The following is a 13,536-nucleotide window of genomic DNA, read 5'->3' as shown; positions in this document are numbered from 1 at the left end:
TGAGGCCGCCGCAGTTGAGCACGGGTAAGGGGACTTAGTGGAAGAGTTCGACGAGGGGCTGCGTTGCCAGGACGTGCATGCCGGGCTGCGGAACGTGGACCCAAATTCTGGCTCGCTGACGCCGCTGGCGGACACCCAGTTGATCGGTATGGCTGCCAGTCTGGCTGCCCTAGTCCGCGGCCAGGAGGTGATCGATAACGCCCAAGCCCTGCGCGCTGTGGCGGCAGAGCAACTAGACGTTAGCGTGTTCGCGTTCGATCAGGTTGTCCTTGCGCTGGAAGATGTGGGGTTCGTTGAGGGGGTGCAGCGCTCGGGCGGCAAGATCACCCGGTTTACCGAGAGCGTCCCGTACTACGACGACTTGTACGCGAAGCTCGGGCAGGCATGGCGGGATCGTGAGCCCTCGGAGACTGAGGAGCAGATGGTCCTCCTTGTCGACTACTTGGCTGATGGGCCAGTGCCAGAAGAGGAAGCCGCCAGCAAGGTCGGCCTGGACTCTGCACGGCTGCCCAGCCTGCTGGAGGTCGGCGAGCGGTCGGGACTCGTCAAGCGGATTCAGGTTCCCGACGGTGACGTGCTCTACTCGCCGTTCTTCGGCTTCGAGAACCCACAGGTCATAGCCGAGTTGGTTCGCGATCACGGTGCAGACGAACTCGCGCAGGCATTCGCGGCCGTGCGCGGCGAACAGGGTCTCCCGGTCGGAGACCATCAGCCGCTTCTGCAGGACGCGATCTCGCGAGGCCTCCTCCTAGCGCCTGCGGTGGAGCTGCCGAACCACACGCTGCAGCCGTTCGCGGCACTGCCATACAGCCTCGATCAAGAGCTGCTGCGCAGCCGAAAGCCGGTTCTAGAGAAGGCACTCGCGCTCCTGGCCTGCCTTCGATGCGGGCAGCATTTCGGAGGGGCGACCAATCTTCCGCCGGACGCCTTGGTAGACGTCATCAACAAGCTGCTCGACCCCAATCGGGGGTTCCTGAATCCGCACGATTCCCATGAACGGCAGTACCGATTGGTGCACCGAGCAGGCCTGATCAGGTTCGATCCGGACCTGAAGCCGGGCGGCAACTGGGTAACCCCCAGGTTCATCGACACGCCTGACAACCGCGAAGCATTGCGCATCGCCCGTGACTTGATCACCTTCGGCGAGCAACTAGATGGCCGCGTTGGCGACGAACAGGCACGGCAGGCGCTGGCCTTGGGACAGCCATTTATGGCGCCCATGCAGACCATGCACCGGACACGCATTAAGGCTCCAGTCAGTCCCAAGCAGTGGCAGAGCGTCGTGGATGCGGCCCTCGGAAGGGGACGGGCCCGATGACTGAACTCGACCTTGGACTCAAGGTGGCTTCGCGTCGGCTGCTGTGGAGGATGGGCTACACAACCCGTCTGGACGTGCAGCTGCGGAGTGTAGCCGCGCGGGAGGCTACACCGTCCGGACAGCGCCAGCGCCGTTCTACCGCGCCCGAGGCCTACACCGATCTGGACGTCCTCGGGTACACCATCGGGGGAGGCTTCCGCCTTCAGAGTGCCATCGTGGACTGCAAGACCTCGAGTAAGGGCTCAACCAACCGCATGTTCTGGGTCCGCGGTGTTGCCGACTTCTTTGCCGCAGATGCTGCCTACATGGTCCGCGAGAAAGACCTGAGCAAAGCAGCCAGGCAGCTAACGTCACGTTTGAGGATCTCCGCGCTGAACAGCCCGGAAGTGACCCAGCTGGAGTCTCTGCACCCGTGCGATCTCGCCCTGGACGCTGAGCCGCTCGCTTGGCTGTTCCAGCCGGACAAGGCCACGGCCGTACTGCGGGCCTTTGGCGGATTGGACGGACGCCTCAAGCCGATCTTGGAGTATCGGGAGTTCACGTACTGGATTACTGAGCAGTACCGCAACCCGATGCAGATGGTCGATGAGCTTGCTGCCGTTGCCGAGTACCTAGACCCCCGCGTCCCCCAGCACCTTGCTCTTGTACTCGACTGTGCGTGGCTGTACATGCTCTCCCTTAGTCACGCGGTGGAGAGTATTAGGGCGACCCATGTCGCCAACCCCGACCAAGGTCTGCAGGAGTATCTGTTCGGCGGGGCAGCGGGACTGCGCGAGAAGCAGGGCCTGTCTCAGCTGCTGGAAAGCATCAAGCAGAGTGGTGCCTTGCCTGAAGAAGTGCACGTCGAGCTCCTCCCGACCTACTTCCCGCGCCTGCGTGAACTCGTGGTCCGGATCTTGACTCGCCCGGACGCGGTCCTGCCAGCTCTTCGGATGCTGGAACTGGCCACCTCTGTCACTGCACTCGGCAAGCGCATCGAGAAGCCAGAGGACATGGGGGGGTTGTACGAGGAGGTCGCAGCCAAGCGCGCCGCTGATGTTGTGGGCTTTCTCGTCAGCAGCGCTGGCCTGGATGTAGGGTTCCGTGCCCGCGCTCGGTCCCTGTTCCTGGGTGAGCCCGTGACGTAAGCGGGGACTGCACGTCATCTAGACGGCGTCATCACTGCTCACGTGGGTGTTCCCTTTCCGGAGATGGCGATCAGCTCCACCGCTGCGCCGCCCTTGGTGAGCTGGCGCATCCAGACGTGGCCGGGGCAGCCGCCGGTCGGTGCGTCGCCGATGTGGACCTGTCCGCGCTCGAGCCGGATCACGCCATGGTCGGCGGCCTGCTCCAGGACCGCCATCAGGCGGTCGTGCCCGCCGAGCACCTGGCCGCCGGGGACAACGCGCGACAAGGCGTGGAGCTCGCCGACCGTGGTGCGCCGCTGGCCGCTCGCTTCCAGGTGGCCGAGGGCGGCCAGGACGATGGTGTAGGCGTCGTCGCGGCGCAGCAGGCCGTCGAACGGGTCGGGGTTGAGATCGGCGAGCAGCTTCTCGAGGGCGTCGGCGGCGGCGAGGATTCGTGTGTTGTTGATCTGCATGGGCGTGGTGCCTTTCGGTGGCGGGTCGGGTCTGCGGGTCGGGGGTGACCGGGCAGCCGCGCCGGTCCCGGCGGCTGGCCGCTGGGTGCGGTCGGGTCCGGGGCCGGCGTCGGCCGTCCGCTCGCGCTCGCGCTCGCGGAGGGCGGGTCAGGCTGCGGCGGTGGTGGCGAGCTGGAGGAGTTGCTCGAGTTCGGCGAGGGCGAGGCCGTCCGCGCAGTCCAGGCAGCAGCCGATGGACTTCGGGATGCAGTACTCGCCGACGGTGCGGCACAGCACGCAGGTGCGGCGGGCGAGCATCATGCGCTGGTGGGCCTGCCAGCGGGCGGGGGTCATCGGCCGCACGGGCAGGGCGAGGGAGCGTCGGTACAAGTAGCCGAATCGGGCTCCGTTTCGGCAGACCACCTGTGCGCACGGCGCTTGGCCCCCAGGCCGCAGGCCGGCCTTGCGGAGCTGGCGGCGGGTCATCAGGTCCGGGCTGGGGGCCCAGCGCCAGGGGTAGGTGGGCAGGCCGCCGTGGTGTTCGCCGGTCGGGTCGAGGTCGGATGCGCGCACGCTCTCGCTCCTGGTGGTCAGTGGCCGGTGCGGGCCGGTTCGAGGTAGGCAGGCGAGGCTGCGGCGATGCGGTCGACGTGGGCGAATCCCTCGCCGAGCAGCTGCTCAGCGGTGGGCAGGTGACGGTGCTGCTCACGCAGGACGTGGTCGGGCACGACGCGCTGGCGTGCGCTGTTCTGCCGCTGGCACAGGTCGAGTGGCAGGTCGAACAGCACGGCAGCGGCTGGACGCTGCCAGTAGCGGGCGCGGGCCAGCAGGCCGGCGCGGACGTGGGGCAGCAACGCGGTGCTGTCGATCACGGTGGTGAGGGTGCGTACGAGGCGGGCGTCCAGGAGCAGGTTCTGGATCTCGGCGGCGACCGGGGTGGCACTCTGGTCGGCCATCGAGTCGGTGGCCATCTCGCGGTAGTCGTCCAGGCTCAGGCGCCAGGTCGCGGGCCAGCGGCGGGCGGCGAACGTTGTCTTGCCAGCGCCGGAGACGCCGACCAGGACGACCACGGTGCCAGCGTCGTAGGTGAGGTTCACGGGTTCCTCTCGTCGGTGCGGTATCGGCCGGGCGGCCGGTCCCGTCCCCGGATGCGCGCCGCCCGCCGGGCTGGGTGCCGGGCGGGCGGTACGGGGGAGAGGCCGGTCGACGGGACGTCAGCTGATGAGGGCGAGGACCAGGACGAAGAGGACCACCGGGATGGCCGCCACGGCGGAGCGCGGGATGTTGATGCAGCGCTTGAGGTGGTCGATCTCGTCGCTGATGTCCTCGCACTCGGCGAGCAGCCGGGTGTGGGAGCGCGAGCCTGGCGGGAGGTTGGTGAGGGTGTTGCTGCGGGTCTGGTGGAGCTCGCGCAGTGCGGCGAGCTGGGCGTCACGCTCTATGGCGAACACGGGGATGGGTTCCTTCCGGATCGGGTTTCGGTGAGTGGTTCGTGGTGCGGGAGGATGGGGGCGGGGCCGGCGGCGAGGTCGGCCCCGCAAGCGCTTTCGGGCGCTGTGGGCTCCGAGGTGTTTCCTTCATCTCGGAGCCCGTTTTGGTTACGCAGAGCGCACGGAGCTGAGGAGCTTCAGGTGTGGCTCGTCGCGCTCGATGGCGTCGCGCACGCGCTGGCAGGTGGAGCGCGTCGACTGCTCGTCACCGGTGATCAAGGCGCGCTCGGTGAGCGCCTGGTGGATCTCGATGGCTTTCGGGCGGCGGCCGAGATCGTCGTACAGCGGGCGGATGCACGCCTTGCGGGCGAGCATGAGCGCCGCGTCGCTCAGGGCCTGGCCCTGGTGAGCGCTGGCTTGTGCCGGGGCACCCGCCGGGAGCTGCGGGTGAGCGGTCGTGGTCCCGCCACCTGCGGAGATCATCCGCTCACGTGAGCGCTCGCCGTGAGCGGTCTGTCCGGGCAACAGCGCGCCGTGCGCGTTAGGCAACGGCTGGCCGCCGCGCGGCGGGCGCGGTGAGGGGTCCTCGTGCGCGCCCGGCCCGTCGCCGGTGAGCGGTGCCTGCCCGGCGTGCGCGGCGGTCTCCTCGCCGTGAGCGCTCGCGGTGCGCGTCCCGTGCGTGAGGACGTGCCCGCGCCAGATGACGATCGGCGCGATGCACACGACCGGGGCGATCAGCCACCACTTCGCGAACCACTCTCCGTGAGCGTCCTGGGCCATGCCGAAGTGGAGCTGATCGGCGAGGTGGTACAGGTTCTGGGTCAGCATCATGGTGCCCAGCGCGTAGCCGATCTCCTTCAGCCGCTCGGAACGGATCGCCATCGTCGCCCAGATGTCGATGGCCGCCGGCAGCAGCCAGGCGATCTCCTTCGGCCAGCCGATCAGCAACGCCAGGTCCCGCTCACCGGTGGCGGTCAGGGTGACCGCCGCGGCCAGCGCGAGCCTGGGCCACAGCCACTTCATGAACTGCTGCGTCCGGGCCTGGACCTTGGCCATCCGGCCGGTGCGCCGGGCCTCCTCGGCGGCCTGGCGGCGCTGCTGCTCGGCCCGCAGCTCGCCGACGCTCCCTTCCAGGGCCGCCAGCTGCGTCCGGGCACCGTCGACGATGTGCTGCGCCTCGGCGGAGGCCTCGTTGAGCATGCGCTTGGCGTCGGATTCAGCCTTGCCCCGTACGGCGGCGGCCTTGCGCGCCTCCTCGGCAAGCACCTTCTCGGCCTCGCCGCGCAGCATCTCCACGTGTTCCTGGCCGCGTTGGCGGGCCCCGGCGGCCTGCCGCGCGCCTTCCTCGCGCAGCTCCAGGGCCTCCGCCTCGGCCTCCTCCAGCCGCCGCTGCGCCTGTTCCTGGGCGTCTTCGCGGATGGTGTCGGCGTCGGTGCGGGCCGCTTCCTCCAGGCGCTCGCGCAACTCCTCGGCCTCCCGCCGTGTCTCCTCCGCGCGGGTCTCGGCCCGGTCCAGGATCTCCTTGGCCTTGTCGGCGGCGGTGGTGCGGATCTGCTCGGCGTCCTCGGCGGCCTGGGCACGAGCCGTGTCTGCGCTGGTCAGCGCATCGCGGCACGCCTGGTCCGCCAGCGCGCGGCGCCCGGCGAGTTCGGTCTCCGCGTCGGCCTGGTAGCGCTCCACGCGGATGCGGGTGCGCTCCAGCTGGTCGGTGGCGTCCTGGAGCTGCTCTGCGACGGCGGCGAGGTCGGCGTCGGCTAGGCGGCGGGCCGCCCTCACCTCGGCCTGGGTGTCGGTGAGCAGCTGCTCGGCCTGCTCGGCGGCGTCGCCGATGATCCGCTCGGCGATCCGTCCAGCATTGTCCTCGGCCTCGGCGGTGATGCCGGCCGCGTCCTGGCGGGCCTGCTCCTCGGCATCGGCCAGGCGCTGACGAACGTCGTCGGCGGCGTCCTCCCGGACCTGGTCGGCGAGCTTCTCGGCGTCCGCGAGGAGCTGGCTGGCTCGGCCGGTGGCGTCCTCCAGGAGCCGGTCGGCCTCGGCCTGGGCCTGCTCGGTGGCCTGCCCGCGCAGCGCGGCCGCGTCCTTGCGGACCTGGGCGAGCACCGTATCGGCGCTCTCCCGGGCCTCGGCGAAGATCCGGGCGGCCGTCTCCTCGGCCGTCCGGGTCAGGCCGGCGACCTCCTCGTCGGCCGCGCTGCGCAGCTTCTCGGCTGCGCCCTGGACCTGGCGAGCGCGTTCCTCTGCGTCGCCGTGAAGCTCGGCGGCGCGCTGCTCGGCTTCCTGGATCCGGCGGTCGGCATCGGCGCCGACGCGAGCCTGGAGGGCTGCGGCGTCGTCCTCGGCCAGGCCAAGGATGTCGGCCGCCCGGTCTCGGGCGTCGGCCAGCAAGGGGTCGGCCTCGGAGCGGGCGAGCGGGGCCGACTGCTCGGTCTCGGCGGGGGTGGTCGGGGCGGCGGGGGCGGCCGTCTTGCGGGGAGTCGTGGGCTTGGTCGGGGCGGGCTTGCGGGGCGCTGTGGGGCGCCGGTTGGAGGTCCTGGCGGGGCTCATCGGGCGGTTTCTCCGTCCTCTGGTGCGGTGACTGTGCGTTAGGCGTGTGGGGTGTGTGGGTTGTGTCGGGTGCGGGTGGCGTCGCTGGGCGTCGGGGCGTTCTCTGGGCTGATCCGGGGTGGCCCTTTTGACCCCACACGGCCCACACGGGCAGGTCACAGACCCACACGGGCGGCCGGACCCCACACAGGGTGTGTGGGGTCCGGCGTGTGGGGTGTATGGGTCCGACTCGGTTACTTGCGGTAGTTGTCGACGGCGGCGGCGAGGTGCTTGTCGTAGAAGCCGGCGGCTGATCCGACGCCGGGGACACGGACGCTTCCGGCGCCCGGCCGCTCGACGCCGACGTCCTTCATCAGGCGGACCAGTTCGACTCCGAGCTCCCTCGCGTCGTCGTGGCCGAGGGCCTCGGCGAGGGGGCCGGTGTGCATCCGGCCTCCGGCTGCGACGACCGCGGCGTGGGCCCGGGCGAGAAGGACCGGTACGCCGTCGGAGCCGTACTCGGCTTCCGTCTCCTCGTCGTACCCGTCCTCGTCCTCGTCCTCGTCATCGAGGTCGAGGTCGAGGTCCACGGACGGGACCAGGGAGGGCGTGTTCGTCGTTGTCTCGGCGGGCAGGCCCGGAGCAGGGGTGGCGTTGCCCTCGGTACGCAGCGCGGCCTCGATGGGGTCGTCCCACTGGCCGCGCAGCCGACGGGCGGCGACGCGGGCGGCGGTGACGTTGGCGATCAGCTGGTGCATGTCGGTGCCGTCGATCCACAGGGAGCGGATCCGGCGGTAGCCGGTCTCGCCAAAGAGAATGCCCATGCCCTTGACGGACGGGTCGAGCTTGGAGGCGTCCCAGCCGGCGCCAGCGGCTCCGGGGCTCAGCGCCATGTTGGACTCGGCGGTCTCGGTGACCCGCATCGACCACTTCCAGGCGATGTTGCCGGTGACCAGGCGGGGCAGGACGCCGTCCTGGCCCTTGGTGGCGACCTGGGTTGCGACAACCAGGATGATGCCGAAGGCGAGGCCTCGGGCGGCGAGCGACGACAGGGCGGTCTTGATGGCGTTGCCGTGCTTCTTGTCGCTGGTGAGGGCCTGGACCTCGTCGATGACGATGAGCTCCAGGCCGCCGAGCTCGGCGATCAGGGCGGGGTCGTCGATCTGCTCCATCCCGCGCTTCTTGAGGATGGCCGCGCGTCGCCCCATCTCCTTGACCTCGGCCTCCAGCAGGTGCCGGGTGCGCTTGGCGCCCTTGGTGCCGGGTTCGTCGATGAAGGTGGCGGCCAGGTTGCGCCACCGGTCCTGACCGGGCGACTTGCCGTCGACCAGACGCACGTTGACCCGAAGGTCCAGCAGCGCGCCGCCGATGATGCCGCGCAGCGCCGCGCCCTTGCCGGTGCGGGAGGCGCCAGCCAGCGCCAGGCTGGTGTCCTTGAGGATCAGGTGGACGATCTGACCGAACGCGTCGTATGCCACCGGGATGCCCCGGGTCCACACGTCGATGCTGGTCGCACCGACGAGCGGCGAGGCCTTCCCTGCGATGAACGGGTCGGCGTCGAACGCGGCCACGGCGATCGTCTTGGCGTTGCCGCCCGCGCTGGCGTGGACCGGCTCCATGAAGAACCGGGCACGGTCCAGACCGACTTCGCCGGCGATTCGCTCCAGCTTCGGCAGCACCGTCTCCACGGTGGCGCCCTCGCCCTTGGGCAGGACGATCCGGGCCATCCATCCGCCGGCCAGGCGGGTGATCGCGTCGGGGGCCGCGAGGCGCACCGCGCCATCGCTGATCACGCCGGCGGCGAGCATCGCCCGGGTGAGCCGCTCGGTCTCCGCGCACACCAGCGCCGGGTCGACCTGGTCGACGTCCTCCCCACCGACCACGACCTCCTCCTCCGGCAGGCCCTCGGTGGCGAGATGCTTGGCGGGCGGGTCGAGCTCCGGCAGCAGCAGGTCCTGCGGTACCGGACGGTGGGTCAGGCGCGGCGGGTGGCCGCCGGTCCACCAGGCGAGCCCGGTGGCGGCGAGCAGGCCGAGCAGCCCGATCTGCGGCTGGTGGACGACGAGCATCACCGTCGCGGTCGCGGCGCCGATCAGCGCCGCGCCCCGACGCAGCCTGCCCTGGCTGCGCGCCCGGGCGATCTGCCGCTCGGTGGGCTGCACACCCCTGAACGGCACCTTGGTCATGTCGCGCAGCGTCTTCTCGAGGCGCCGCGCAGTCTCCCGGGTGAGGGTGAGGTCGCTGCGCTGCGCCTGGGTGAGGCCGCCGTCGGTGGCTTCCTCTTCCAGGCGCACGACCTTCTTGGTGGCCTGGGCGAGGGCTTGGGCGAGTTCGGTCCGGCGCTCGGTGTGGCCCTCGAGCTGGGCGGCGACGATGCGCCGGCGGATCTCCTCGCCGGACTGGTCGGCGGTCGAGGCCCAGTGGCCGATCCACTGGCCGAGCGAGTGGGCGCCGTCGCCGGTGCGCCGGGCCTGGGAACCGGCCCAAGTGGTGACGGGGTTCTTCTTCTCACCAGACTTGTCCGGCGCGGCGTTCTCGTCACGCGGGGCGGTCGGCTGATGAGGTACGGCGGCGCCCTCGGGGGGCGCCACGGCGGGGTCGGTTTCGGTTTCGGTGCTCACAGGGGCCTCCGGGCTCCGGCGGTGGGTGAGGTGCGGGATTTGGTGGGTCCGGTCTGGGGTGGCCGTCCCGGAACCGGCCGCGCCCCCGGGTGTGCGGGGCGGGCGGGTCCGGGGTGACCGTCACGGACCGGAGGGTCAGCCGATGATCAGGGCGCCGATCCAGTTGGACAGCGGCACGCCGGTGAAGGCGGCGAGGCCGCCGAGGGAGATGGACAGGCCCCAGGTGGCGCCGGAGAACGCGCCGGAGATCATCAGGGCGCGCTCGCCCATGTTCTTGGCGAACCAGCAGAACGCGACGGCCAGGCCGAACAGGATCAGCGCGATCCAGGAACCCGAGAACGTCAGGTGCGCCTGCTGGGCGACGGCGACGGCGCCTTCGCCGCCGACCATGCCCTTGCTGGCCAGTGCCCCGCTCTGGTTGCCGGCGCCGGTGGTGAAGCCGGACACCAGGCCGAGCAGGCCGCCCGTGCAGGCGGAGGCCAGGACCATCACGCCCAGGCCCCAGGCGTACGGGACCAGGTACTTCTTCTTCTTCAGCGCGGTGAACTTCCGCTTGTGCTTGAAGTAGAGGAACGCCCAGGTGCCGATGAACACCGCGAAGCCGATCGCGGAGCCCGCCCGGGTGACGGTGTGGGTGATCTCGATGCCGGTCGTGCTCATTGGAAGACCCCCGTGGTGATGGCGGACAGCAGGGCGACGGCCCAGGAACGGGCCGGCGAGTAGGACAGGGTGCCGAGGACGACCGACCAGGCGGCCAGCCGCACAAGCGGGCGCAAGGGCCTGACGCCCCGCACCCAGCGGCCGACGACCAGCACGCCGGTGAGCGTCATCAGGCCCAGGCACAGGCCCGGGTCGGCGACGTCGGCGGCCGGGGCGAACGACGTCGAGCAGCTCTCGACGACGCTGCGCCACAGCCAGGCCGGCCCCGCAAGGGCGATGCCGGCGGCGGCCGAGTTCGGCCAGGCCTGCACCGCCCGCTTGAGGCGGGCGGTCGCGCGGCGAACACGCGGCCAGTCGATCAGGTGGTCCGCGTCATCCGCCTTGAGCGGGATCGCCGCGTCCAGGCGGGCCTGGCGCAGTTCCTGCGCCAGTTCCGCCAGCCCGTCCCCGTCGTGCGAGCGGGCGGGCTTGGTCCAGAAGTCGTCCAGCACCTCGGTCTGCTCCGGGGCGGTGGGGTCGTACGGGGGGCGCGGCGGGACCTCGGGGGTGACGGTCACGATGTCACCCCCTGTCCGCGGGCCGGGGCAGTGGTGTCAGACATCGGCGGCCTCCAATCGGTTGAGGTAGGGCGGGATGAGGTAGGTCTCGGCGCCTATCGCCAGCAGCAGCCAGAAGGACGTGGCGGCGCTGGTGGCGAAGAAGGCGAAGAAGACGGTGTCGAGCGTCATGTGCGCGGCCTTTCGGACGGGCGACGGGCGGAGCAGCGGGGGGTGTGCAACCCGGAGCTCCCCAGGCCGGGCCGAGCGCGCCGCCGACTTCTCGGGGCGTTCGGCCCGGGTGGCCTGGGCAGCCACGGGGCGGCACCGGCCGCCGCCGACCGGGTTCGGTCGGCGGCGGGCCGGTCGTGCAGAGCGGTGCTGGCGGCGGGTCAGGCCTGGCGGATGCAAACGGTGTCGATGACGCGGCCTGTGTTGGCGGCCAGGGCGGCGTGGGTCTGCGGGCCGACGACGCCGTCCACGTCGATGCCGGCGCAGGTCTGGTACCAGGTGACGGCGTCGCGGGTGAGCGGGCCGAAGGCGCCGTCGTCCTTCAGCGGGGTGATCTCGCCCAGCTGGGCGTTGAGCTGGCGCTGGAGTCGGCGACGGAGGTGGAGTGCGCGCCCTGCGCGAGGGCGGTCGTACGGGGTGCGGCCGACGCCGGGGCGGTGCCGCCCAGCGCGAGGACGGCGGCCAGGGCGAGCGACGCGGCGGCGGCACGGGCGGTGATCTGCTTGTTCATCTGCGGGTTCTCCTTCACGCGGTGGAGGGGACCGTGGTGGTCCCGGGGCTCCTCAGGACTCCCGGGCGCGGCCGCCGTGATGAGGGCGGTCAGTCCGGGAGGCCGGGGCAGCCGCGGGGCTGCGGGTGGGGTGGTCGCCGCCGGCCTTGCGGACGACGGCGACCGGGTGGTGCGTGCGTGGGTGACCGCGCTCCGTGCCAGGGAGCGGAGGGTCGGGCCGCCTTTTGGTGTCGTGGGGCGGCGGTGGCCCCTGGAAGGTGCTGCGGAAGCAGTGGTCCCGGGCGGCGTCACGCTCGCGGCGCCGGGCTCTCTCATGTCTCTATGGAGTTGACCTTCGGGCCTGAGCCCGGAGGGTTGAGGAACGGGCACTTCCTTGGCCGACCCCCTCGGGCCGGGCTTCCGGGTGCGCTGGTGGTGCGGTGAGGTGCTGGACCCTTGCGGGCCCGGCGCCCACTCCCGGCGCCGTACCGGCATGCGATGGGCAGGTGCATGCCAGGACGGTTCCGAGGAGAGAGCGGCGGGAGCCGTTCTTGGGTGGGGCTACTTGCCGGCCTTCTCGGCGCGCGGCTTGCCGACGCGGGTGCGGCGGTGGGCGGCGGTGTCGGGGCCGGGCTTGGGGTGGGGCTCCCCGAACAGGCCGATGGCCTCGGGGCTGACGGCGACGTTCTGAGCCTGCCGCGCGATGATCTTTCCGGCGGCGAACAGGCGTCCCATCACTCGTCCCGGTAGGAGCGGCCGAAGTTGCGGCGGGTGAAGCTGCTGGCGTCGGCCCGGCTGTACGGGTCCACCGAGTTGACCCGGTTGCCGTACTGGTCGGTGCTGGCCGACGCTGGGTGCGTCTCCCGCGGCTGACGGCGGGCCGCCTCCGCGTCGTAGGAGAACCAGCCGCCGGTGGAGGACGAACCGCTGGTGCGGGTGCTGGTCTCGGACGAACCGGAACCGCTGGAGCTGCTGGAGCCGGAGCCGAAGCCCAGGTAGGAGCGGAGACCCATCAGGACCGACCCCCCGCCTGCTGTGCCTGGCGGATCTGCTCGGCGGCCTGGCGGGCGGCCTCGGCAGCGGCGGCCGCCTGAGCGGCGGAACGCATGTTGGCCTCGGTCTGCCGGTTGAGCTCGGCGATGTTCGCCATGTCGAGCGGCTGGGACATCGTCATCACCGCGCCATCCGGTAGGCGGTGCTCGGGCGGGTGGCAACGACGTGGTAGGCGAACCAGGAGAGGTGCGACCAGGTGGTGCGCCCGGCGGTGGCCGCGTGGCGCTCGGCCATCTCCCAAACGCGGGTGACGAGCTCCATCACGATGCCCTCGCCGGCCTTCGGGTCGACGGGCTCGAGGTCGCGCACCACCAGGGCGAGCACCTTGCCCTCGTACTGCGACTGCAGATCGGCGATGCCGGTCTGCTTCTTGGCGACAGGGACGCTGCGTCCAGCCCCCACCGAATCGGTCATGATGTTCATGCGGATCACTCCCACGAGAGTCGATTCGAAGTGGTCCCAGGCCTGTGTAGCGAGCACCGGCCTGGGGCCCTTTGCGTTCTCAGCCCTTTCGGACCTTGTCGGCTTAGCCAACTTAGCTGGTACAGTTTTGCTGTGTCAACTAGGTCGCTGAAGCTATTCATGTCAGGAAGACGGCTCTACGATGTGGGTCATGACAGATCAGTTCGCCCAGCCCTACCAGCGGATCGTCCAGGACGTGCTGGACCAGATCCGTCTAGGGCGGCTCAAGGCAGGAGACAAGCTGCCCAGCACCCGAGAGCTTGCTGCTCACTACGACGTAGCGCCCGGCACTGTCCAGCGAGCCCTCTCCGAGCTTCGGAGCAGCAAGGCGATCTACTCCCAGCAGGGGCTTGGGTCGTTCGTTCGTCAGTCGGATGCCGACACTGCTCCAGCTCCCGCGAGCATCGAGGCCTTGGCCCAGCAGCTCGCCGAGCTGACTAGCCGCGTCGAGATGCTCGAGAGGCAAAAGTCGCAGCAAGACTGACCCGGGTGCCGTCCGATTCACCACTGCTCCCACCTCCTGTGTCGAGTCCGTCCTGACATGACTAATCACAGCTGGTTGAGCGTCAGATCAACATCGCATCCGCATCATGAGATCCGTGAACGTGCAGCTCAACGCGTTTTCAACATCCGCATCAACATGGGATTCGGCGC

General features: G+C 70.6%; 18 protein-coding genes. 3 read left to right on the top strand and 15 right to left on the bottom strand.

Features of this window, described 5'->3' with window-relative positions; all coding sequences use genetic code 11:
* The first annotated feature begins 37 nt into the window (after nucleotides 1–37).
* Together ACIBH3_RS28540 and ACIBH3_RS28535 are read left to right on the top strand one after the other, a co-directional pair.
* On the top strand, nucleotides 38–1,318 hold the full coding sequence (locus ACIBH3_RS28540; protein ID WP_396314969.1) for a hypothetical protein: 1,281 nt from the start codon (nucleotides 38–40) through the stop codon (nucleotides 1,316–1,318).
* A complete protein-coding gene (locus tag ACIBH3_RS28535; protein WP_396314968.1) occupies nucleotides 1,315–2,445 on the top strand; it encodes a hypothetical protein in 1,131 nt (376 codons plus the stop codon). Before ACIBH3_RS28540 ends, ACIBH3_RS28535 begins: the two co-directional genes overlap by 4 nt.
* Before the next feature lie 38 nt (nucleotides 2,446–2,483).
* Here ACIBH3_RS28535 and ACIBH3_RS28530 read toward each other — a convergent pair whose 3' ends face one another.
* The 15 genes from ACIBH3_RS28530 to ACIBH3_RS28460 all read right to left on the bottom strand — a co-directional run bounded on the left by ACIBH3_RS28530 (nucleotide 2,484) and on the right by ACIBH3_RS28460 (nucleotide 12,843).
* The gene (locus tag ACIBH3_RS28530) at nucleotides 2,484–2,897 is read right to left on the bottom strand and encodes a hypothetical protein (RefSeq protein ID WP_396314967.1); all 414 of its coding nucleotides are present in this window, start codon (nucleotides 2,895–2,897) and stop codon (nucleotides 2,484–2,486) included.
* 147 nt (nucleotides 2,898–3,044) lie between these two features.
* The gene (locus tag ACIBH3_RS28525) at nucleotides 3,045–3,449 is read right to left on the bottom strand and encodes an RRQRL motif-containing zinc-binding protein (RefSeq protein ID WP_396314966.1); all 405 of its coding nucleotides are present in this window, start codon (nucleotides 3,447–3,449) and stop codon (nucleotides 3,045–3,047) included.
* Nucleotides 3,450–3,466: 17 nt separating this feature from the next.
* Nucleotides 3,467–3,973, bottom strand: a complete 507-nt coding sequence (locus tag ACIBH3_RS28520; protein WP_396314965.1) for an AAA family ATPase — start codon at nucleotides 3,971–3,973, stop codon at nucleotides 3,467–3,469.
* 117 nt (nucleotides 3,974–4,090) lie between these two features.
* Entirely contained in the window at nucleotides 4,091–4,327 is a 237-nt protein-coding gene (locus ACIBH3_RS28515; RefSeq protein WP_396314964.1) for a hypothetical protein, read from the bottom strand.
* A 147-nt stretch (nucleotides 4,328–4,474) separates the two neighbouring features.
* Nucleotides 4,475–6,850, bottom strand: a complete 2,376-nt coding sequence (locus ACIBH3_RS28510) for a hypothetical protein (RefSeq protein WP_396314963.1) — start codon at nucleotides 6,848–6,850, stop codon at nucleotides 4,475–4,477.
* Nucleotides 6,851–7,083: 233 nt separating this feature from the next.
* Nucleotides 7,084–9,450 (bottom strand): hypothetical protein, encoded by a 2,367-nt coding sequence (locus ACIBH3_RS28505; protein WP_396314962.1) that lies wholly within the window; start codon nucleotides 9,448–9,450, stop codon nucleotides 7,084–7,086.
* A 135-nt stretch (nucleotides 9,451–9,585) separates the two neighbouring features.
* On the bottom strand, nucleotides 9,586–10,110 hold the full coding sequence (locus ACIBH3_RS28500) for a hypothetical protein (protein WP_396314961.1): 525 nt from the start codon (nucleotides 10,108–10,110) through the stop codon (nucleotides 9,586–9,588).
* Entirely contained in the window at nucleotides 10,107–10,667 is a 561-nt protein-coding gene (locus ACIBH3_RS28495) for a hypothetical protein (protein WP_396314960.1), read from the bottom strand. Before ACIBH3_RS28495 ends, ACIBH3_RS28500 begins: the two co-directional genes overlap by 4 nt.
* 36 nt (nucleotides 10,668–10,703) lie before the next feature.
* Nucleotides 10,704–10,838: a hypothetical protein gene (locus tag ACIBH3_RS28490; protein ID WP_396314959.1), complete on the bottom strand. Its 135-nt coding sequence runs from the start codon at nucleotides 10,836–10,838 to the stop codon at nucleotides 10,704–10,706.
* Nucleotides 10,839–11,038: 200 nt separating this feature from the next.
* Nucleotides 11,039–11,203, bottom strand: a complete 165-nt coding sequence (locus ACIBH3_RS28485; RefSeq protein WP_396314997.1) for a peptidoglycan-binding protein — start codon at nucleotides 11,201–11,203, stop codon at nucleotides 11,039–11,041.
* Nucleotides 11,200–11,388, bottom strand: a complete 189-nt coding sequence (locus ACIBH3_RS28480; RefSeq protein WP_396314958.1) for a hypothetical protein — start codon at nucleotides 11,386–11,388, stop codon at nucleotides 11,200–11,202. The genes ACIBH3_RS28485 and ACIBH3_RS28480 overlap by 4 nt, the downstream gene beginning before the upstream one ends.
* 540 nt (nucleotides 11,389–11,928) lie before the next feature.
* Entirely contained in the window at nucleotides 11,929–12,102 is a 174-nt protein-coding gene (locus ACIBH3_RS28475) for a hypothetical protein (protein ID WP_396314957.1), read from the bottom strand.
* On the bottom strand, nucleotides 12,102–12,380 hold the full coding sequence (locus ACIBH3_RS28470; protein WP_396314956.1) for a hypothetical protein: 279 nt from the start codon (nucleotides 12,378–12,380) through the stop codon (nucleotides 12,102–12,104). Before ACIBH3_RS28470 ends, ACIBH3_RS28475 begins: the two co-directional genes overlap by 1 nt.
* Nucleotides 12,380–12,541: a hypothetical protein gene (locus ACIBH3_RS28465; RefSeq protein ID WP_396314955.1), complete on the bottom strand. Its 162-nt coding sequence runs from the start codon at nucleotides 12,539–12,541 to the stop codon at nucleotides 12,380–12,382. The genes ACIBH3_RS28470 and ACIBH3_RS28465 overlap by 1 nt, the downstream gene beginning before the upstream one ends.
* A complete protein-coding gene (locus tag ACIBH3_RS28460) occupies nucleotides 12,541–12,843 on the bottom strand; it encodes a hypothetical protein (RefSeq protein WP_396314954.1) in 303 nt (100 codons plus the stop codon). The genes ACIBH3_RS28465 and ACIBH3_RS28460 overlap by 1 nt, the downstream gene beginning before the upstream one ends.
* 190 nt (nucleotides 12,844–13,033) lie before the next feature.
* Here ACIBH3_RS28460 and ACIBH3_RS28455 point away from each other — a divergent pair, with 190 nt between their 5' ends.
* On the top strand, nucleotides 13,034–13,366 hold the full coding sequence (locus tag ACIBH3_RS28455) for a GntR family transcriptional regulator (RefSeq protein ID WP_396314953.1): 333 nt from the start codon (nucleotides 13,034–13,036) through the stop codon (nucleotides 13,364–13,366).
* Nucleotides 13,367–13,536 lie beyond the last annotated feature (170 nt).

The sequence above is a fragment of the Kitasatospora sp. NPDC050543 genome (assembly GCF_044457565.1).
Classification (GTDB): Bacteria; Actinomycetota; Actinomycetes; order Streptomycetales; family Streptomycetaceae; genus Kitasatospora.
Note: the sequence above shows the minus strand (reverse complement) of the source record. Positions and strands in the feature narration are given on the sequence as shown.